At 66.8% G+C, this 20,305-nt stretch carries 18 protein-coding genes and 2 pseudogenes; 9 read left to right on the forward strand and 11 right to left on the reverse strand.

Going from position 1 to position 20,305, the window contains the following annotated elements; all coding sequences use genetic code 11:
* Positions 1-58 precede the first annotated feature (58 nt).
* On the forward strand, positions 59-484 hold the full coding sequence (locus tag AB0I38_RS23925) for a YybH family protein (protein WP_358471608.1): 426 nt from the start codon (positions 59-61) through the stop codon (positions 482-484).
* On the opposite strand, the pseudogene AB0I38_RS23930 reads toward AB0I38_RS23925, so the two are convergent.
* From AB0I38_RS23930 to AB0I38_RS23940, 3 genes and pseudogenes are all read right to left on the reverse strand, one after another.
* Positions 472-837: pseudogene (locus AB0I38_RS23930) on the reverse strand (transposase family protein); the annotation flags it as partial. The gene AB0I38_RS23925 and the pseudogene AB0I38_RS23930 sit on opposite strands and share 13 nt — an antisense overlap.
* Positions 801-947: pseudogene (locus AB0I38_RS40420) on the reverse strand (IS256 family transposase); the annotation flags it as partial. The pseudogenes AB0I38_RS40420 and AB0I38_RS23930, both read right to left, overlap by 37 nt.
* A gap of 374 nt (positions 948-1,321) precedes the next feature.
* The gene (locus AB0I38_RS23940; protein ID WP_358471610.1) at positions 1,322-2,341 is read right to left on the reverse strand and encodes a hypothetical protein; all 1,020 of its coding nucleotides are present in this window, start codon (positions 2,339-2,341) and stop codon (positions 1,322-1,324) included.
* 89 nt (positions 2,342-2,430) lie between these two features.
* Here AB0I38_RS23940 and AB0I38_RS23945 point away from each other — a divergent pair, with 89 nt between their 5' ends.
* Positions 2,431-3,048 carry a TetR/AcrR family transcriptional regulator gene (locus tag AB0I38_RS23945; protein ID WP_358471612.1) on the forward strand — a complete coding sequence of 206 codons (618 nt, stop codon included), beginning with the start codon at positions 2,431-2,433 and terminating at the stop codon, positions 3,046-3,048.
* A 501-nt stretch (positions 3,049-3,549) separates the two neighbouring features.
* Here AB0I38_RS23945 and AB0I38_RS23950 read toward each other — a convergent pair.
* Positions 3,550-4,029, reverse strand: a complete 480-nt coding sequence (locus tag AB0I38_RS23950; RefSeq protein WP_358471614.1) for a hypothetical protein — start codon at positions 4,027-4,029, stop codon at positions 3,550-3,552.
* Between the two features lie 747 nt (positions 4,030-4,776).
* Here AB0I38_RS23950 and AB0I38_RS23955 point away from each other — a divergent pair.
* On the forward strand, positions 4,777-5,049 hold the full coding sequence (locus AB0I38_RS23955) for a hypothetical protein (protein ID WP_358471616.1): 273 nt from the start codon (positions 4,777-4,779) through the stop codon (positions 5,047-5,049).
* Between the two features lie 511 nt (positions 5,050-5,560).
* Positions 5,561-6,397, forward strand: a complete 837-nt coding sequence (locus tag AB0I38_RS23960; protein WP_358471618.1) for a PhzF family phenazine biosynthesis protein — start codon at positions 5,561-5,563, stop codon at positions 6,395-6,397.
* 61 nt (positions 6,398-6,458) lie between these two features.
* Here AB0I38_RS23960 and AB0I38_RS23965 read toward each other — a convergent pair whose 3' ends face one another.
* The 4 genes from AB0I38_RS23965 to AB0I38_RS23980 form a co-directional block, all read right to left on the reverse strand.
* Positions 6,459-9,713: a WD40 repeat domain-containing protein gene (locus tag AB0I38_RS23965; protein ID WP_358471620.1), complete on the reverse strand. Its 3,255-nt coding sequence runs from the start codon at positions 9,711-9,713 to the stop codon at positions 6,459-6,461.
* Between the two features lie 3 nt (positions 9,714-9,716).
* The gene (locus tag AB0I38_RS23970) at positions 9,717-10,520 is read right to left on the reverse strand and encodes a hypothetical protein (RefSeq protein WP_358471622.1); all 804 of its coding nucleotides are present in this window, start codon (positions 10,518-10,520) and stop codon (positions 9,717-9,719) included.
* Between the two features lie 116 nt (positions 10,521-10,636).
* The gene (locus tag AB0I38_RS23975; RefSeq protein ID WP_358471624.1) at positions 10,637-11,014 is read right to left on the reverse strand and encodes a hypothetical protein; all 378 of its coding nucleotides are present in this window, start codon (positions 11,012-11,014) and stop codon (positions 10,637-10,639) included.
* Between the two features lie 183 nt (positions 11,015-11,197).
* Positions 11,198-12,010: a class I SAM-dependent methyltransferase gene (locus tag AB0I38_RS23980; RefSeq protein WP_358471625.1), complete on the reverse strand. Its 813-nt coding sequence runs from the start codon at positions 12,008-12,010 to the stop codon at positions 11,198-11,200.
* Positions 12,011-12,346: 336 nt separating this feature from the next.
* Between AB0I38_RS23980 and AB0I38_RS23985 the strand changes: the two genes are divergently transcribed.
* The 5 genes from AB0I38_RS23985 to AB0I38_RS24010 all read left to right on the forward strand — a co-directional run bounded on the left by AB0I38_RS23985 (position 12,347) and on the right by AB0I38_RS24010 (position 18,217).
* On the forward strand, positions 12,347-14,005 hold the full coding sequence (locus AB0I38_RS23985) for a WD40 repeat domain-containing protein (RefSeq protein ID WP_358471627.1): 1,659 nt from the start codon (positions 12,347-12,349) through the stop codon (positions 14,003-14,005).
* A 228-nt stretch (positions 14,006-14,233) separates the two neighbouring features.
* Positions 14,234-14,482, forward strand: a complete 249-nt coding sequence (locus AB0I38_RS23995; protein ID WP_358471933.1) for a hypothetical protein — start codon at positions 14,234-14,236, stop codon at positions 14,480-14,482.
* 375 nt (positions 14,483-14,857) lie between these two features.
* Positions 14,858-16,309: a cellulase family glycosylhydrolase gene (locus tag AB0I38_RS24000; protein WP_358471629.1), complete on the forward strand. Its 1,452-nt coding sequence runs from the start codon at positions 14,858-14,860 to the stop codon at positions 16,307-16,309.
* Positions 16,310-16,534: 225 nt separating this feature from the next.
* Entirely contained in the window at positions 16,535-16,855 is a 321-nt protein-coding gene (locus AB0I38_RS24005) for a GYD domain-containing protein (RefSeq protein WP_358471631.1), read from the forward strand.
* A 510-nt stretch (positions 16,856-17,365) separates the two neighbouring features.
* The gene (locus AB0I38_RS24010; RefSeq protein ID WP_358471633.1) at positions 17,366-18,217 is read left to right on the forward strand and encodes a universal stress protein; all 852 of its coding nucleotides are present in this window, start codon (positions 17,366-17,368) and stop codon (positions 18,215-18,217) included.
* A gap of 240 nt (positions 18,218-18,457) precedes the next feature.
* Here AB0I38_RS24010 and AB0I38_RS24015 read toward each other — a convergent pair whose 3' ends face one another.
* The 3 genes from AB0I38_RS24015 to AB0I38_RS24025 form a co-directional block, all read right to left on the reverse strand.
* Positions 18,458-18,754 carry a hypothetical protein gene (locus AB0I38_RS24015; RefSeq protein WP_358471635.1) on the reverse strand — a complete coding sequence of 99 codons (297 nt, stop codon included), beginning with the start codon at positions 18,752-18,754 and terminating at the stop codon, positions 18,458-18,460.
* 55 nt (positions 18,755-18,809) lie between these two features.
* The gene (locus AB0I38_RS24020; RefSeq protein ID WP_358471637.1) at positions 18,810-19,094 is read right to left on the reverse strand and encodes a GlsB/YeaQ/YmgE family stress response membrane protein; all 285 of its coding nucleotides are present in this window, start codon (positions 19,092-19,094) and stop codon (positions 18,810-18,812) included.
* 225 nt (positions 19,095-19,319) lie between these two features.
* Entirely contained in the window at positions 19,320-20,279 is a 960-nt protein-coding gene (locus AB0I38_RS24025; protein WP_358471639.1) for a LysR family transcriptional regulator, read from the reverse strand.
* Positions 20,280-20,305: the final 26 nt, after the last annotated feature.

Raw genomic sequence — 20,305 nt, forward strand, 5'->3', positions numbered from 1 at the left:
GCGCCTCCTAGCGTTGCAGTGTCTGACTGATTTCTACCTGCTGAAAGGACATGCATCGATGACGCGGCAGCTTGCTGAACGTCCCGAGGACGTTCCGACGGTGTTCGCTGAGCGGTTCAACACCGGTGATGCGGAGGCGTTGGCGGAAGTGTATGAGAGTGGCATGGTGTTCGTCCCGGAACCGGGCTCACCGCTGACCGGGCAGGAGGCCCATGCCGCCAATGAGCAATTCATGAATCTCGGGGTGCCGATCACCGTTCGGCCGCGGCACGTCTACACCACGGGCGACATCGCCTTGCTGATCGTTGACTGGGTCATCGACGGGACGGATCGTGGTGGCCGCCCTGTGCACATCGAGGGCACCGCCACCGACGTTGCCCGACGCGGGCAAGATGGGCGCTGGCGATATGCCATCGACAACCCGTTCGGCGTAAAACCGGGTATCGGCGGCAACAATGACCCTTTTCATCCTCACGTGGCCTGAGCGACGCGGTGGTTCTGAAGGACGGCGATGGCCTTGCGGAGGTGGCCGGCCTTGCTCGGGCTGCAGCGTAGCTTGCGGAGGATCTTCCAGCTCTTCAGCTGGGCGTTCGCGTCCTCCAGCGCGCGCAGGATGCCCCAGATCCGGGCGGCGCTCAGGTCGTGGGCCTTGCCCGGTAACGCTCCCGAGGTCCACAGGATGGTCCCGTCCGGTGAGGCGATCACCTGCACCTTCATGCCGTGCAAGCGGTGTTTGCCGGAGAAGTAGGGCCGGTCGGCCCGCGTCCAAGATCGTGGTGTATGAGAATGAAGGCGTTGCGGGACACCTCGCCGTAGCCGGCGCCGCAGCGCTGCTCGACCTCGGCGTCCATCATCATCTGCGCCATCCGCATGACCATCTCCCGCAGCATGTCGGGTGAGGTCTGGGCGAGGGTCTCGTCGAACCACTCACCCTCGGCAGGCAGAATGTCTGTAGCGGCCACTTCTCGTTCTCCTTCGTATGCCTTCGACAGCTGTGAAGGATCGCGGAGTGGCCGCCCTCATGTCATATCGATCTTCCCCTACGGGCATCAAGATGACGAACGGGTTCAAACCCGTACACCACTCCCGTGGACGCTAACGCTGCCCGATGAGGCCGAACCTTTGACGCAGGGGTGGGAGATCAAGGAGAGACTCGATCCCGTTGTGCATGCCCGAGTGCGGCGTCACCCCGACGACCTCGGTCGACTGCTCGCAGGGCGAGCCTGAGGTTCTTCGCCGTGGCGCGGAAGACCCGACCCTCTTTGAGCAGGCGGCCGGCGGGTCTTGCGGCGCCGCGCCACCGACCGCGAGCCGGTGGCCCCTATTTGAGGTGGAAGACGTGGACCAGGTGCGGTGCGTCGATGAGGGTGTGGGGCACCAGTGCGTGATAGCCCCAGACGTGCACCCAGGCGTTGCCCGTACGCAGCGTGAGTACCGTCTTGAACATGCCCGGCGCGAAGTAGGTCAGCAGCAGGAAGACGATCGACAGGGCGGTGTCGCCCGGCGAGGTGAACACCGTCCAGGCGTCCCAGATGTGCAACGCCGTGTAGGTGAGCCCGCCCAGGATCACTGTGGTGGCGGGCGATCCGGTGAGGCGGAGAAAGCGCGGCACCAGGATCGCGTAGATGAAAATCATTGCGGGTAGCACCGCGCCGGCGAGGTACAACAGGAAGGTCAGGGGGACCCCGAGCGCGAATTGGCCGGGGGTCAGCTCGAAGATCCTTGGGGCGAGCGCGGCGACCTGGACGAGCGACTCGATCAGGAGGACCGCGCCGATGAGGACGGTGTCGGCCCGGCGGTTGTTCGAGCGGAGGTTGAGCGCCTCGGCGGAGTAGCGCCGCCGGAAGAACAGCAGCGGAATCACCGCGTAGACGAGAAGGTTGTAGGCCGCCCACGCGATGGACTCGGCAGGGCTGACATGCTCGTGCGTGCCGTAGATCGAGCCGGCGAGGTGCAGCCCGAACGGGTGCCATCCGGCGAGCCGGCCCAGGACGAAACCCAGTGCCAGCCCGCCGGCCCCATAGAGGAGCAGGAGCAGTGTCTCGCGGGCGGCCACCGAGCGTTCTGGCGCGCGGTCGGCCAGGTTGGGTAACGCCCGTTTGCGGGTGAGCCAGAACGTCAGCACGGTGAGCAGGAGCACCTCGGCCAGAGCCAGGTTGGCGTCCAGCAGGCGACCGGCCGGCGTCTGGGTCGCCGTGGCCGGCCAGTCGAACGGAAGCTCGTCACCCGCCACGGCGAGAACCACCACGTTGCAGCCGATCCAGCCGGCGGCGGCGAGTTGGACGCTGCGATTGCGGAGCAGCGCGGCAGGGCCACGCAGGGGCGGGCGTGGGTCGGTCAACCGGAAAAGCGTCACCGTCTGACTCCAAGGTTTTTAGTACGACTGTGCTATCAATCGAGAGATTAACACGACTGTGCTATAAAAGGGCAGTGCCCAAAGTGGTAGATCCGGCAGAGCGTCGCCTGCTGCTGGCCGAGGCGGTCCTCCGGGTGATGCGACGCGACGGTCTGGAGCAGGCCTCGGTCCGCAACGTCGCCCGTGAGGCGGGGCTGTCGATGGGCTCGCTGCGGCACTACTTCGCCAGCCAGTCCGAGCTTCTGGTGTTCGCGTTCCGGACGGTCATCGAGCGGATCGGGCTCCGCCTCGCCGGATTGGAGCCCGAGCCCGACTCCCGGCGAAGAGCGCAGCGCGTACTGAACGAACTGCTCCCTCTCGATGACGAACGGCGGGCAGAGAACGAAGTCTGGCTGGCCTTCACCTCCCGGGCCATGGTCGATCCCGCACTTCGGGCCCTGCGCGATGAGGGATACGACGTCCTGAGGGCCTGCTGTCAGGCGATAGTCGCCGACCTGTCCGCGGCCGGCCTGGCTCCGGCCGACGTGCCGGCCGAGGTCGAACGCCTGCATGCCCTGCTGGACGGCCTCGCCGTGCATGCGGCCATGCGCCCGGACATTCACACAGCCGCGTCGTTGACCGCCGCCATCGCCCAGCACCTCGACGCCCTGGCAAGGGAACGCGCCTCACAAGACGTGTCCGAGCGCGGCTGACGGGCCGGTTCGGCCCCACGGCCGGTGATCGCGGGTCCCGCCCTACCGGGCGATCGTGCCCTGCCGAGAATCTCGGCGAGCGCTGCGTAACAGGGCCGCGGCAAAGTCGGCTGAGCATCTCCTGATCATGTGAGCCCGAGGATCGGCAGGACCCGGGTGGCGTCCCGGCCGAGGTAACGAATTGTCCATGCGAGGTTGCTGGATCCGGACCGGCGCAGCACGCCGACTTCCGTCAGGTGCGCGAGCCGATCGGACAGGACCTAGTCCGACAGTGGTCATGCGCCAAGTGGGTGACCACGTACATGTGCCGAGTTCCTGACGCCGATGCCATGACGATCAACGGCCAGGTCGTGGCGAAGGGGAGTCGCACCTGCCGATTCGACTTCCTCTGGGCCCCGATTCCCGACCCGAGCGGCACCGCGCTTGCCGGCGCGGGTGTGCTGGTCGTCCTGGACGGGGACGGCCCATGGGGCGGCCGGCGAGTCCATCGGGTCAGCTGGTTTACGGTGGCCGGCTTGCAAGGTGCCGCTTGGAACCTGAGGTGGTCGGTCCAAGCGTGACACCAGGTGACAGGGGTGATACGGGCTTTCTGATCCTGGGGATCACGCCGACTTGGTACTCGTCCTCATAGATCATTTTTCCGGGGTCGCTGGCGCGTACGAGGCCGCATCGCATGCCGTGCACCATCAGTAGATCTCGCAACGGTTCCAGGCGGGCGAGCATCGCGCCCGTGGTGGCGCGCTTGAACCACGTAACCGCGCCGATGGAGTTTCCATCGGCATAGAACGGTGGTTCGGGCAGGTGCTCGAGGAACCAGTCGTCGATGTCGAAGTAGAGCTCTTCTTCTTCCGGTGTGAGCAAGTTCTTGCGTCGCAGGTGGTCGACGGCGACGAAGATGCCGACCTCGACGCCCACACGACCGATGTAGTCGGCTTGAAGCCGCAGGTATGGCGTCTCGTTACTGATCACGTCGTCAGGCACAGGCTGCTCCGGAGTCTGGGGGCATCTGAGCTGTGCGTACGGTTGGAAGCGTAGAGAACTCCCATCCTCCCAGTTCGGAGGGGCACCTCACCTCATTTCACGACCGCCTCGCCAGATTTCTCCCGGTGGATCCAGGCTTGAGGGTTTCAAGAGCTGCTATTGCGTTCTCGTACTTGGTGGTGCCGTCCTCTGACTTCTTGAAATGGCTTGGGTCGGTGATAGCTGCTGTAGCGAGAATCAAGGTAAGTAATTCGTCGAAGTATCGATGCTGGTTGGCATCGAGCAGCTGCGCAACGATTGGTCGCTTGTAGTCGGACCAGTCCAGCTGGGCGATCAGCTCGCGGGCCTGTAGGGACGATATAAGGAACGCTCGTAGATTCCGACTTGAACCAGGAGGCTAAGGTGCGCGCTTCCTTGAGTGGGTCAAGCACTGCCGTATTGATGTGCTTGACGGTCATGCCGCCGTGGTAAATAGCTTGAAGAGCGGTGTCGCGTAGTGATGAGAAGAGAATGCACTTGTTCTAATGGATCCGGTGCCGGTACACCCCCTGTGGGCGGCGTTCCAGCGGCGGAGTGCTCCCTGCAGAGAGGGAGGAAGGGGGGAGTCAGGCGAGGGCGGAGCGACACCGACTGGTTACGCACGGCTGTATTTTCCCCGGCCGCTGGCCACTCCCGGTACGCGCGTTATATGGTGCGTACGCCGTTTACCGGAACGAATCACCCATGCACTCTTTGGTAGGAGGACTCATGGCAATAACCAAAAAAGCCTTCGTGACCGTAGCCTTTTGTGCGTCGGCGTTCCTGCCGGCTGTTGTCGCACCGGCGCCGGCATTCGCCGCGAACTCCTGTGGCTTCCCGACACAGGCCACGTCCCCCAGTAAGTTCATCAGGAGCTATAGCAACTGCAACGACTGTAAGGCCAAAGCCGGGGTGAACTCCCAGGGCTACAGGACTTACTGCACCTACAACCCGAGCAATAACCTGAACGACCTCCACATGTACCTCATCCGCGTCTGGTAACCGCAAGTACTGACGGCCCCGGGCCGACATCCGGAGGGCCTTGTCGATGAGGCACGAGCGTCTGCCCGCGGGGCAGGCGCTCGTGTCATGCGGCCCCCTCGCCGGCCCGGCCCTCGTCATCATCGGCGTAAGGGGGCGGCTCCCCCCCTTTTCCGGCCTGCTACTGCAGCCGTCCAAGTGGCTGCACATCACCACACTCGTCGCCGGCTCCACCGACGTCATTTCCCTCGATCAGGGCCACGCGATGCTCACCGCGGTCTCATGCCTGTCTGCCGACGTGCCACTCAGGTTTGGACGGCGTCGTGGATGGGCTTCAGTTCGGTGGCGGATTCGACGCCGAGCATGGTCGCTTGGGGGTGGTAGAGGATGCGGAGCGGTATGGGCGGAGAAGCCCGGCGGAGGTCGGCGCCAGTTCGGCGTCTGCGGGATATGCGCGGGACGCTCTTCGAATCCACAACCACGCCGCGTCTCATGTGGCCAGCTCAGAGGTATGTCGCGCCCAGAAACCTTCATGGAAATACTGCGGTACGTGGCTTTCAGCGAACGCGCTGACGGAGGAAATCCCGCGGGGGTGGTATTCGATGCCGCAGGGATCAGCTCCAGCCGGATGCTCGAGATCGCTGCGGAGGTCGGCTACTCGGAGACAGCCTTCGTCACCAGGGGAGTCGACCGAGAGCTCACTGTCCGTTACTTCAGCCCGAAGGTGGAAGTACCCTTCTGCGGCCATGCCACCATCGCGACGGCGGTGGCCTTCGCCGACCTGCACGGCCCCGGAGAGCTGCTGCTGCAGACCCCGGCCGGTCCTATCGAGGTGTCGACATCAGTGACCCACGCTGGGGCCACGGTCGCCACGCTCGTGAGCGTTCCGCCGCGTGTGGAGGCGATGGAGGCGGCGCTCCTCGACGAACTCCTCATGGCCCTGCACTGGTCGCACGCTGATCTCGATGCCGAATTTCCCCCGCGAGTCGCTCACGCGGGCGCATCCCATCCGATCATCGCCGCCCGCACCCGTGAACGCCTTGCGGACCTGTCGTACGATTTCTCGCTCCTCGCCATACTGATGGAGCGTGCCAAGTGGACGACGATCGACCTGGTGTGGCGGGAGAGCGATGACGTGTTCCACGCCAGAAACCCCTTCCCTCCTGGCGGCGTGAGGGAAGATTCCGCGACCGGCGCGGCGGCAGCCGCATTCGGCGGTTACCTGCGCGCTTTGGGGCTCGTCACGCTCCCGGCGACCGTGACCGTTCTTCAGGGCCAGGACATGGGCCGCCCCAGCACCATCACCCTGTCCATCCCCAAGGACCCGGCCAGCGGAATAGCGGTTACGGGGACAGCGGTGAGGTTGTGATGCGTGAGAACCCCGCAGAATGCCGATCGGCAGGCGCAGACTTGTGAAGCGGTACAGGCCGTCATCGGCAGACGGGCTTGTAGGGGCGGGGATTCAGGAATCGCCGCCACTCCGCTGGCGTCAGGGCGCGGGCAGCGCGGGCGCAAGCGAGGCGGATCCACCCCTCGGGATCCCAGGCGAGCGCCTTGACCCCAAGCGTTGTGGCTGCGTAGGCGGTCTTGTGGTCACCGGAGAACGCCCAGGGCGTCATGAGATCGGCTTCGTCGACGGTCGGCAGCACCCCCATGCGCTGCCCAGTGCCGAGGTTCCAGACCTCTCGGTCGGAGTCTCTGGACGGACGGTTGATCAGCCAGCCGTTCTCGATCTGCATTTCGGAGGTGTTGATGGAAAGCGGGTCGTTCTCCTGTCGCCAGGTGCCCACATCGAGCGCACGCACGGAGCCGATCATCGCGACATAGAGCACATTCTCATCGGCCGCGAGGCCTATCGGTACGTCCCCCAGTGGGTGGGTGCGGTCGTCCCCGGGAGACACCCGGCTGGTCCGCCATGCGATCAGGCGGGGTCCGTCGTTGAAGATCAGCTCCTTGTCCGTGAAGGTCATACCGCTCTGCGCGATGCCATCCGACGTGCGGACCTCAGCGACCTGGCCGTCATCGACCGACCAGAGGGTGATGTAGCCGCCTCCCCCGGAGGACCCGGGCCCGACGGACGTGGCCACGAACCGTCCGTCCGGGCTCAGCGCGAACTCCTGCGCGAGGCTCCCTGGGTCTACGGTGCCTAGGCCCCGACCGGTCTCGGAGTCCCATAGCGTCGCCCCGCCGGTGTTCTCCCAGGCCGCCAATACCGATCCATCCTGGCTGAACCGCAGTTCGCTCGGATCGGTTGGCGGTGTTTCCAACTGTACCGGTGGCAGATCGGTACCTGGCCGTGTGATGGCCCAGCCGTCGGGCCCGTATCCGGCGGCCTTGTCCCCGCTGACGGCGAAGGGCCGTCCTCCCTGGAAAGGAAGCCGGCGGCCGGTCTCCAGCGGGTTACGGTTCTTCCAGCTCATCCAGCGCAGGCGGCCGTCTTCGAGGAGGACGGCGAACAGGTTCGGGTCTTCCGTGTCGAACCACACGTCGTTCACTCGGTTGGTGCCCGAGGCTCCGGGGATCTCGTTCTGCGGAAGCGTGCGCGGTGGCGTGATCTCCAGTAGGTCGACGGCCTCGATGCGGTCCTGGCCCTGGAGAAGGACCCGGTCGCCGGTGCTGTCCCAGTGGACAGAGGTGAGGAACGACCGGTTGAAGACACGCTCAGTCCCGATCCGATGGTCTTCCCCGGACATGTCCCACAGGGCGACGCGGGTGTCCGAGATCACGGCGAGGAACCTCCCGTTGGGAGAGAGACTGAGGCCGGTGCACCCGCCGGACACTCCCGGAAGATTCCGTTTCTGGATCCTGCTCGCGGGCGTGCGCCGCCCCTTCAGGATGGCCCGGATGTCGTACGACATCACGCGACCGTCCTGGCACGCCACGAGCCGTTCGAGTGTGGCGGAGACCCCGAAAGGCAGCCCTTCCAGGCCGTCGCCGGTGCCGGGACGTGGCCACCGTCCGCTCAGAGGTCGCAGGGTGTCGGTGACGAACGGTTGGACGCTGCCGTCCCCCGCGACGAAGAGCACCTGGCCGTCAGGGCCGAACTCGAGAGTGGACCGGTGGCGGGCGCGCCGGTACGGCTGGAGCTCGTACGGCCGTACGGTCGCGAGCACGTTCCCCCGCCGGTCGAATACGCGAAGTCTTCCGGTGGCGTCGTCGAGCGTCGCCAGTCGGTCGCCGTTCGGGCTCCAGGTGAGCGCGGTTCGGAACGGCGCATCGCTCTCCCTGGCCTCCATGACCGTGAAGACCATGTTTCCCGACGTGGTCTCGACGACGTCGACAGCACCGCGGGCGCGACGGACGGCCACGAGGGTCCCGTCGGGAGACGGGACCGTCTCACGGCGGACCCGTCGCTCCTCCTCGGTACCGTCGCGGATCAGCAGCGGGACGGCTGTGAGCGCACCGAACAGCGCTGCCTCAATCTCGGGGGTTGCCTGCATCCGGTACGCCTCGGCGGCGAGCAGCCCAGCCAACCCGGGATCCAGGGACGCTACCTGGGCGGCCTCGGTGGCCAGCCGCCGTGCCAGCGCAAGCCAGGACGCGTCCTGCTCCTTCCGGCTGATAAACCAGACCAGCCCGGCCGCAACCATGATCACGGCAAGTGTGGCGGCCACCACCTGCCGCACGAGCGCCCTGCGGTCCAGCCTGCGCGCCAGGCTCGCTGCCCGTTTCCAGGTTCGAGCGGGCACCAGGTCGGCGTCATGGGCCTCCTCGACCGCCGCGTCGTGGTCGGCTGCGGGAAAGACGACCCGGCCGGCGCCAGCAGCCCGGAGTTTCTGCGCGTAGCCGCCGACCGACGCGAGCGCATCCCCGGAACTGAGCGCACCAACCACGAACGTCGCTGATCTCAGCCGCCGGATCCGCAAGAAGCCGGTCCGTCGGTTACGGAGATACAACTCATCGAGGACGACGGCGAACGCCGCGCCGAGCGAGCCGTCCTGGACGTAGGGAACAGGCCCGTCGGCGGTCTCCACCGCGTAGAGCACGGTGCCCTCGAGACGCCCGGCCCCCGCCTTCGTCCACGCCAGGTTCAGCGCCTCGCCGAACCTGGCGTCGGCGGCGAAGAGGCTCATGCGCTCCGGATCCGGCACCAGGCAGGGCGGCCCGGGACACAGCATCGCGCGCAGACGGGCCCGCTGCCCATCGCCGACGCGGAAGGCGAACAGGACACCGACGGCCTCCGACCGCAGCACCGGCGTCGCGGCCCGGGCCAATCGCGCGAGCACCACCTGCGCAGCGGCCCTGGCCCGGTCCGGCGCCGTACTCGCCCACACGAGCCCCAGGCAGCGCACCAGCGCCGGGTGGTCGGCCGTCATCGCGGTGAAGCCCGCGTCCGCCGCACCGTTCGCCCGCGCGAGCCAGCGCAGCGCCGCTTCAATCGCGTCCGGCGCCGCCGCGGCGTCCACCAAGGCCAAGCCGAGTCCCGCCAGGGCACGCAGCGCGTGAACGGGCGAACCCTGTTCGGCGCGGTACGGTGCGCCGAGGACGCGGGCGGCGTCCGGATCGTCCCGGTAGCCGAGCAGCTCATCCACGATCACATGCAGTTGATGGGACGGGTCGGCGTGCAGGGATCGCAGTCCGCCGACGTCATTGGCGGCCGTCATCTCCGCGATGTGCAGGAACAACTCCTGGCGTTCACCGGTGAGCCGGGTCAGCAGTTCGCGAGTCGTCTCCTGCGACGTCATCGATCAGGAATCCAGCGCCTGCCTGAGTGGATGACCGTCCGGAAGATCCCGAGCGATCGCCTCCCAACTGGCCAGATCGTGTCTCGTCGTGACCGCGGTGAGCGAACGGACGAGTTCCTCCTCGGACCTATCAGCGATCTCCGCTGATCCGGCCGGCAGTCCGTCCAGGTCGATGGTCACGTGGGCGCCGACTGGCTCGGGAAGGCTCAGTTCGCCGTGCGCGTCGCTGGATCCCGCCCGGAGGACCATCCATACGCGAACCGAGCCGGACGCGTCCGTCACGCGGATCGGAAGAAACATCGTCCCGTACGTACGTGCTATCGATTCGGCTTCTCTCACGTCGAGGGTCGCGCTGGCGCCTACCCGGAGACGGCCGTCCTGGGTCAGGGCTGCGGTCAGCTGGACGGGGCCGCGGGCCACCCGCACCCGGCCGTGGTCATTGTCCTCCCCGGCAGCCATCGCGAACCGCGTCTCGATGCGGAGACCGCTGGGAACGTCCTCGCCGCGGATCCGCGCGAGCGCGCGGTCGACGGCGAAGGTGAGGAACCGGTCGTCTCCACGCAACGGCAGGAGCAAGGCGGTCACGCGGGCCGCTAGATCGTCCGTGAGATGCTCCCGTCTGGTCTCGATCGCCGCGATCAGCGATGCCGCCCGGGTTCGCCGCTGAACGGCGCCGGTGGCGCTCCTCAACGCGTCGGTGAGTGTCTCGATCCCGGGCTTCGCCGGCGCTTCCCTTCGCGTATCCCTCACGACGGGTACAGCGACCGCGGCCGGCCCGTAGGAGAGCCGCAGCGGCTTGCCCGTCAACGACGCCCAGTAGCGCTGCCAAAGTGCGACGCCCTCCCGGGCCCTGGGCGGGGGAACCGGTGCTGGATGGCCGCCTACGAGGCTTGCCCAGTACCTGCGGCCGAAGGAGACGCCACTCATGGAACCTGCCCGGGAGGCACCGGGGGTTCCCCAAGTGCCTCGGCGTGTTGCTGGGCCGCGCCCAGCGACTGCGCGCTCCCGATCTGCTTCAACAGTGCGGGCGCCGCCGCACCCACGGCGATCGCCGCGATCGGGCCGGTCACCTGAGATGCGAGCAAGCTCCCGCTCAGGGCGCCCAGGACGATCCGGGTCAGCGCCACCAGCGTGTCGGCCGGGAGGTCGACGTAGTCGCTCAGCCGCGGCAACGGCTGTTTGTCCACACGCAAGTGCTCTCGCCGGGCGGCCTGCCACTCTCTCAGATAGGCCCAGCTGCTCATAAACTCAACGACCAGGCCGCCGAGCCCGCCGTACACCATCACCTGTAAGAGATCCATCAGCCCCACCGGAACGGCGATCTTCTTTGGGAGCTATCTTGCCGCGATTCTCATGATGGCGTTCAAATCTCACGAAATTAGCCCTGACACAAAGTTCGGATGCTGTTGATGATCTATGAGGTCATTCCTGCTTCTGGGCCGACAGCCGTCGGCAGTGGGCACAAGACAGGGCTCCTCTGGCCTCTAGATCTGGTCTTTTGAGCCCGCAGCCGACTGCGGTACCTCGACGACGAAGAACAGGAAGCTGAGCTTGGTCGAAAGGTCATGGAAGTCGTCGGGGAACAGCTCACGCGCGGCCGGGTCGGGCTGCGGTTCGCTGATGACGGTAAGGCGGAAGCCGGCGGTGGTGAAGGCATCGGTCATCGCGTGCAACGGCCTGCGCCAGAACTTCATCGGGAAGGACTGCCCGTTGAACGTCCAGTCGAAGGTATAGCTGGTGGGCGCGAAGTAGTCGGGCCGGGGATCTTGCATCATGTAGGCCACGAAAGGGTGGTCCACCGACGCGATCAGCCGGCCGCCGGGCCTGAGCACTCGCCGTATCTCGGCCAGCGTCGGCCCCCAGTCCTCCAGGTAGTGCAGCACCAGTGACGCGACCACGTCGTCGAACGCGCCGTCGTCGAACGGCAGGCGGTCGTTCAGGTCGACCACGTGCAGGTCCGCGTCGTCACCGAGCCGCTGCCTGGCCAACGCCAGCATCCCGGCGCTGGCGTCGATGCCGGTGACGACGGCACCGCGATCGCGCAGTGCAGCGGACAGGGGGCCTGAACCGCAGCCGGCGTCCAGGATCCGGCGGCCGGCCACGTCTCCGGCGAGGGCAATGATCGCGGGCCGCGCGTAGTACGCGTTCTGGAGGTTGTTCTCGGTTTCCGCCGAGTACGCCTCGGCGAAGCTGTCGTAGTCATTCGCCGGGGCCGGATCTGCAGGCTGGGTCGCGGTCGAATCCCAGTCAGGACGCCGTGGTGCGAGACTCTCGGGTCCGTCGGTTACGCGTTCCATCGTCGCAGCCTAGTCTGCTCCCTCGCGGGAGATCGCAAGGCCGAACCGGGATACGCGGTCCACTGGGTGCCGGTCGTGTCGGCGGCGAAGTGGAGTAGATGACCGACAGCCGGTGTGGGTCGGCGTTCTGTGGCCCCGGGGATCATCCTGAGCCCACGTGAGGACTCGACGGGGCTTGACTCCCGGTACACCCGCCATCATGATCACAGCAGATCGAACGTTTGTTCCCATAGAGCAGGCGTCGCCATTCAAGTCGATGGACGGCACCTGACCGGCTTAGGAGGACACGTGCGCTTACCGCGACTCCCGAAACGCGGTACTACGACCAGATCACCAGTGACGCGCCGCCTGCTCGCGCTCGGCAGCGCCTTAGCCGTGGCGGCCGGCCTCCTCGCCTCGCTCGCGCCGGCCGCCTCGGCCGCCGACTCCACGACGGATCTCGGTACGCTCATCCCCCCTGTCGGCGCGCGGAGCGGTGACGTGGCCGCAGGCGGCGGAAAAGTCTTCGTCTCCGCAAACAGCCGGATCATCGTCGCGGACACCCAGGGCGTCCTCACAGGTGCCATCACCGGCTTGTCCGGCGCGGCCGGCCTGGCCCTCAGCCCGGATGGCACCCGCCTGTACGCCGCGCTGGGCGGTTCGAATCAGGTGGCCGAAGTCGACGCCGCCGACCTCACCATCATCCGGCGAATCGACCTGACCGCTTACCCGTGCCCGGTGAACCTGTCGCTGTCCGGTAGCCGGTTGTGGGTCGGCTACGGCTGCTGGGGCGAGGCTGGAGGCGGCGTCATCGGTCTCGAACTGTCGGCGCCGACACCGGAGCCCGTCAGCATCGACGCCAGTACGTACGGCGCGCCGCGGGTCGCCGCCGCGGGGGACACGCTGGTGGTTGCCAACACGTCCGCCGGTCCGCTGATCGATCCCACCGCCGGGCCGTCCGACCTGCTGATATACGACGTCAGCGGCACCCCCGCCACCCTGCGCGGCGAAATCGAGAGTCACACGTACAACCAGAGTCTCCCAAGCGATCTCGCCATAACGCCCGACGGTTCGACGGTCATCTCGGTGGATGCCGACACTCACCGGCTCGGCGCCTGGGACACCACCAGTCTGGCCAAGGTCCGTGACTATGCCGCGGAATCGGAGGGCTCTCCGGCGGCCGTCGCGATCAGCCCGGACGGCGCCCACGTCGTAGGCGGGGTGAAGGGCGCCCTCGCCCTGTACGACGCTGCCACGGCGACGAAGCTGCACACTGCCACCCCACCGCTGGCCGGCCTCCCCGGGAGTCTCGCCTTCTCCGGGACCGATGTCTTCGCCGTGCTGTGGGGGCAGGACAAGCGGCTCCGTCTGTGGCGGCTGCACGGAGTGACTCTCCCATCGTCCAAGCTGACCTTGACGGGGCCATCCAACGCGATCGTGTACGAAGAGTTCACCCTGACGGGACGGCTCACGCTGAGCGATGGTTCGGCTCCGGGTGCGCAGACAGTCACAGTGACCCGCACGCGGCTTGGAGGTACCAGTCCTGTCGTGACACCACTCCCGGATGTGACAACCGCGGCGGATGGCACGTTCACCATCACCGACACACAGCCGGTGAACAAAGTCACGTATGACGTGCTCTGGAACGGCAGTTCGGATCACCGGTGGAGTAAGGCCTTCAAGACCGTATCCATAACTCTGCCTCCTTCGTCCCTGACCCTGTCCGGGCCGACAGAAGGGACCGTTGGCGAACAGCTCCAGTTCAGCGGTGTGCTGAAGGCCGGTGACCAGGTTTTCCCGCCGACCACCTCGCTCAAGGTGTACCGCGCTCTTTCTCGCGCTGACATGACCCAACTGTTCGAGCTGGCGCCCGCTGGTGACGGGTCTTTCAGCTTCGCCGACACCCCCACCGCGGCCGGTGAATACACGTACGCCGTTGAGTGGGAAGGCGACGGCCTCTACCGGGGAACATGGGTCGAACACGACGTCACGGTTTCAGAGGTCCTACCAGAGTGATCTCTGCTGTGCTTTGATCTCTCGCTGTAGCCATGGAGAGAGGAGCGGGCATGACCTGCCGGCGTCGGCTGGGCGAGTGGAACAAGGCCGGGGTGTGGCAGCGCCTGCACGAGGTGCTGCTGTACCGGTCACGCGCTGCCGACGCTCTCGACTCGGCCGTTGTGATGCGGCGCTCAAGTTGGCAATGGCCTTCGCGCTGGCGCCCTTCCCGCTCAGCATGGTGGCCGCGTGGTTGGCCCGCCTGCCCGCCTGCCCTCCTGGCCGGCCGTTGGTCTGGTGGCCCCCTTCGTCATGCTGGCGGTCGACGCGCTCCAGCCGGAGTATGACTCCTGGGTGTCCAACGAGACCCTTGCGTTCGGCATGCTGATAGGGATCCCCGTGGTGGTCGGCTTCATGCTCACGGCCCTGCTCGGTGCCCTGCTCAGTGCCCTCCTCGCCGGAAAGACCGCACGCCCAGCAGGAGGAGATACGGCTTAGGGCGCAGGTGGAAGTCTGGTCACCAGACACGTTCTGGCTTCAGGGGCGGATCTGGCCGGTGATGGTGGGATCGGTGATCGTGGTGTCCTTCGCCGGCATCATCGCTTTGCTGAGGATGATCGTCCGATGACGCGTAGGCGCCGCGGTAGGTGCGTACCGCCATCAACGGCATAGGGAGATCCTTGATGGTAAGGACTCCTGACCAACCCGCCTTGTCCAGCACCGCCAGGAGGTCCTCATCAGGGCTGAGCGGGGCTGCGCGAGGCACCAGTAAGCCTTTTCTTGAACTTTGGTCTTGTGTGATGTCCTTTGTCAATTTATGCTGCGCCGCAAGTTAAGAAACTTTCCTAACCCGGTCGGGATCGGAGTCGTTTCGTGAGGCGAAGTGCAGTTGCGAGGATCTTCGCGGTCGTGGCCGCGCTGGTGGTGCCGCTGATGGTGCCGTCCGGCGCGAGCGCGGCCGGAGCGCGGCCGGCGGCGGCCGACCCGCTGGTGTCACAGGGCAAGACCGTGACGGCCTCCTCGATGGAGGCCGCCGGCCTGGAGCCGGGCAAGGCGGTGGACGGCAGCACGTCCACGCGGTGGGCCAGTGCCGAGGGGGTGGACCCGCAGTGGATCCGGGTGGACCTCGGCTCCACGCACACCGTCTCCCGGGTGCGGTTGACCTGGGAGGTCGCCTACGCCAGTGCGTACCGGGTGCAGACCTCGGCCGACGGGTCGACCTGGAGCGACGTCTACTCCACCGCCGCCGGCGACGGAGCGACCGACGACCTCACGGTCAGCGGCAGCGGCCGGTACGTGCGGGTGTACGGCACGCAACGCGGCACCCCCTACGGCTACTCCCTGTGGGAGATGGAGGTCTACGGGACTCCCACAGGCGGCGGGGGCGGCGGCACTCCGGTACAGGCCAACGGGCAGTTGCGGGTGTGCGGGATCAAGCTCTGCAACGAGAACGGCAAGCAGATCCAGTTGCGCGGCATGAGCAGCCACGGCATCCAGTGGTACGACCAGTGCCTCAACAACGCGTCGCTTGACGCGCTGGCGAACGACTGGAAGGCCGACGTCCTGCGCATCTCGATGTACGTTCAGGAAGGCGGCTACGAGACCAACCCCCGGCTGTTCACCGACCGCGTCCACTCCCTGATCGAGATGGCCACCGCTCGCGGGATGTACGCGATCGTGGACTGGCACATGCTCACCCCCGGTGACCCGATGTACAACCTCAGCCGGGCCAAGACGTTCTTCACCGAGATCGCCCAGCGACACGACGGCAAGAAGAACGTCCTGTACGAGATCGCCAACGAGCCGAACGGCGACGCCGTCACCTGGTCCGTCATCCGCGACTACGCGCACCAGCTCATCCCGGTGATCCGGCAGTACGACCCCGACGCCCCGGTCCTGGTCGGCACCCGCGCGTGGTCATCGCTCGGCGTCTCCGGCGGCGGCAACGAGACCGAGATCATCAACAACCCGGTCAACGCGGCCAACATCATGTACACGTTCCACTTCTACGCGGCCACGCACGACGCCCTGTACCTGAACACGCTGACCCGGGCCGCCGACCGGCTGCCGATCTTCGTGACCGAGTTCGGCACCCAGGAGGCGTCCGGCGACGGAGCCAACAATTTCGCCAGGTCGCAGCAGTACCTCGATCTGCTGGCACAGAAGAAGATCAGCTGGGTGAACTGGAACTTCTCCGACGACTTCCGCACGGGCGCCGTCTTCACCACCGGAACCTGCCCGAACGGCTCGTTCGCCGGGACGGGGCGCCTCAAGGAGGCCGGTGTCTGGGTTCGTGATCGGATCCGCACTGCCGACGACTTCTGACGCGGAAGCATGTGGCGCGGGCGTCCCGAGGCGGGGTGCCCGCGTCCCGGCATGTGGTGGGTGGACGAGCCGACTCGGCTTCTTGCCTGCATCCGCAGCGTAAGACCGCGACAGGGAAAACCAGTACAGCGGGTGGGATTACCGTCACCCCAAGCCGAGAACTTCGACCCGTGACCGCAATAGCCGCCCAGCGCAGGGTGGCGGCACGAGAAGAGGGACTCGACGATGCCCAAGTACCTGATTCAGGCGACCTACACCGCGGATGGCCTCAAAGGAGTGTTGCAAGATGGCGGCACCGGACGCCGGCAGGCGGTGGAGCGCATGGTGGAAAGCGTCGGCGGCCGGGTCGAGCAGATGTATTTCGCGTTCGGCGAGACGGACACGTATGTGATCGTCGACCTGCCGAGCAATGCGGCTTCGGCCGCTGTGGGTCTCACCATATCGGCGTCCGGGGCGGTACGAACGAAGACGGCTGTCCTGCTGACGCCAGAGGAGATCGACGATGCCACGCGGATGGAGGTCGCATACCGGGCTCCTGGCGCGTGACAGCCGGGTGAATGCGAGCGCCTGGACCGCGGCTTGCGCGGGGCTGTTATCGATCGCGGTGATAATCAGGACGGCGATTACTTGTTTCCTGTTCTCAGTCCGGAAGAGCACCCTGGGGCCAGGTCGTGTTGCGACCGTAAACGTCGGCCGGGCATGGTGCCCCGGCGACGGCGTATCCACGGCTCTACGGGACGGACGCCCGGGAGCAGCTGAAGGGAAACGCTGTGAACCTGACACGGAAGATCAAGTCCACGACGCGGGCCGTCCAGGGCTGGATCATGCTCTACTTCGGCCGCGCCACCGGAAACCAGCACCTGGAGTCGAAAGGTGCAGCTAGCCGAGCTGGAAACAGTCTGAGGCAGCGTAGCGGAAAGATCAAAGGCATGTTCAAGCACTGACCGCGACCACCGTCAATAATCTCGACGGCAAACGCCCGATATGCCGGGCCGTGGGCCGGTATATCGGCGCCCCGAGCGATGAGCAAATAGCTGGTACAAATCTGGAGGAGCCATGAATCGTGTCATTGTCGTGGGAGCCGACGGCTCGGAAGCCGCGACCGCGGCGGTCGAGTGGGCGGCCGACGACGCCGCACGCGCGGCCACCCGGCTCCACATCGTCCACGCCGTGGACCGCTCGCCGTACGAGATCGCTAAGTTCTCCACCCTGGACCAAGGTGATGCCGTCACGCTCAACGCGCAGAGCGTTCTGACCGACGCCGAGGCGATCGCGCGCAAGCGGCAGCCCGGCATCGACGTCACCAGCCAGCTATATGAGGGCGCCGCCGCGGCGATGTTGCGCGGTCAAGCCGGCAACTCCGCCGAGGTCGTGATCGGCGGCAGAGGCCTTGGCGGCTTCCCCGGAGCCGTGCTCGGTTCGGTGAGCACCCACGTAGCCGGGCACGCGCACGGCCCGGTGGTCGTCGTCCGCTCCGACCCTGACACCCCCAACGGGGAGATCGTCATCGGGCTCGACGACTATCACGCCGGCGAACCCGCCCTCGCCTACGCTTTCGAGCAGGCGATGCTCCGCGCGAGCACGCTGCGCGCCGTCTACGCGTGGCAGCCGCCGGCGCACGCCCACATCCCCGAAAGCGCCCATGACCTGGACGAGATCCACGCCGCCCAGTGCCAGGTCGCGGCCGGCATCCTCCAGGGATGGCGGCAGCGATATCCGCAGGTTCAGGTGATCGAGGACGTCCAGCGAATCCACCCCGTCGACGCCCTCGCCCGCGCTTCCGAAAAGGCGGATCTGGTCGTCGTGGGCTCCCAGGGCCGAGGGGCGATCGGCACCGTGATGCTCGGATCCGTCACCCTCGGCGTTCTGTACCACGCGCTCAGCTCAGTCGCGGTGGTACGGGGATAAAGGCGCCTTGCGCGCCCTGGCGGGAGAAGTGAAACTCGAGCCGGCGCCCATCGGGTGGATCAGTCGGCAGGATCGCTGTTGGGCAGCGGCTCGGACGGGGGGAGCGGCGGCGGCGACGATTGTGGTCATCGTGGGCATGCCTGCCTCCGGGAGCAGGCGCCGCCCTCACCTTCTGCCGAGGGCTGGAAGGTGAGAGCAGCGGTTTGAGTTCGGCTTGGCCCTTCGCTGATGAGGCGCCGGTCAGGGCCGGCGGTTGCCGGGAGGCCTGAGGCCGCGTTTTTGCCTGGCGTCGTGGCCGGACAGATCAGCCGGGCTGGGCGGTGGCCGGTCATCGATGGCGTCCTGCCGGCTGCGGGCGGTTGACTGGCTCCAGCGTGAGCTGGTGCGGAGCAGGGGCAGCGACAGCCCGAGGACGCCGCCGAGCATCAGGATGACGCCCGCGATGCGCAGGCCGAATCCGCCCACCGACCCGTCGGCCAGGGCGAAAGTGAGCATCGCGCCGAAGGCGACGACCGCGATGGCTCCGGCGACGGGCATCACGTCCCCCCTCCGCCGCCTCCGGAGCCCGAACTCCGGAGGACGCTGAGCGGACTCATCGGCGACCGGCCCGGTCATCCGAGTGCCGACCGGTGATGAGCTGGTAGGCGAGCAGCAGGACTGCCGCGCCGACGATGGCGCACAGCCAGGTGGACAGGTCGAAGAACCCCTGGATGCCGGAGAGGTGGAACACCTGGGTGGCCACGAACCCACCCAGCAGCGCCCCGGCGACGCCGAGTACGAACGTGATGATCAAACCTTGTGGATCCTTGCCGGGGACCAGCATTCTGGCCACCGCCCCGGCGACCAGTCCGAGGATGATCCACGCGATGATACCCATGGCCGAGCTCCTTTGGCGGTGCATCGATGGCTGCATGGGATCGGTCTTCCGGACCGGTCGAAGCAGGGGCCGACCGTCGTCTGGTTGTCGGCGTCGTCGGTCGAACGTGTTCATCTCCAGTCGACATCCACGCGTGCCGTACGGAAACAGGCGATCCGGGAAAAGTTCATCTCCAGCACCGATCACCAGGGCATTCGTGGTGTACGCCAGGTTGGAGCCGGTGCGTCAGACAGGCTCATCGCTGTGGCTGGTGGCACTCGCCGGGCGCTGGTCCGGTGGCGGGGCTGATGGGTCCAGCCAGCTGAGTCGCTCGGCCAGTCGCTGGGCGCTGTTGATGACGGTGGCGATGTGGGGAGAGGGGTTGGTGTCGTGCCATAACAGTGACCAGGGGTAGTGCGTGGCAGGTTCGATCACGGGCCGCCAGGTGGTGCCCGGCCGGTTGGAGGTGCGGAATGAGGATGGCACGCAGTGCACGCAGCGGTGCTGAAGGACGAGGTCGGCCGCGGCTCGGGAACTCTCGACGGTGCCCTCGTACAGGGTGGGTGCGAACCCGGCCGAACGGCACAGATCGATGACCAACCTGTTGAGCTCCGGCGTCTGGGACTCCTCACCGAACAACAGGAGTTCGTCGGCGAGGGCGGCCACGGGTACGCCTTCCATATCGGCGAAGCGGTGGTCGTCGGGCACCAGCACGCCGAGCGGATCGAGCCTGATCAGCTTGGACGCCACCTCGGTCGGGGCTTGGAGGGCGGGGCCGATGGCGATGTCCAGGCGGCCGTCGGCCAGTTGCCGGTACTGCTCGGGGGTGCCCGCTTCGACCTGGTGGATCGTGATATCGGGATGGCTGCGCTGAAGTTCGTGCAGGATCTGCGGCATGGTGTCGTAGCCGGCGTCAATGATGCCGGCACGCAGTGTGGGCACCGACGTGACGGCGTTGCGGGCGGCCTGTCCGGCCCGGCCCACGTGGTTGAGGATCTGACGCGCCTCGATGAGGAAGGCGGCGCCCGCCGGCGTCAGATCGACGTGGTGGGTGCTGCGATCCAGCAGTCGCACGCCCAACTCGCGTTCCAGGCGCTGGATCTGCTGGCTCAGCGCGGACTGCACGATGTGCTCGCGGGCAGCCGCGTGGCCGAAATGCAACTCTTCGGCCAGCGTCACGAAATAGCGCAACTGACGCAACTCCATGCCTGCCACCCCTTCCCGCCTGGGCG

This window comes from Nonomuraea cavernae, assembly GCF_040655715.1.
Lineage (GTDB): Bacteria > Actinomycetota > Actinomycetes > Streptosporangiales > Streptosporangiaceae > Nonomuraea > Nonomuraea cavernae_A.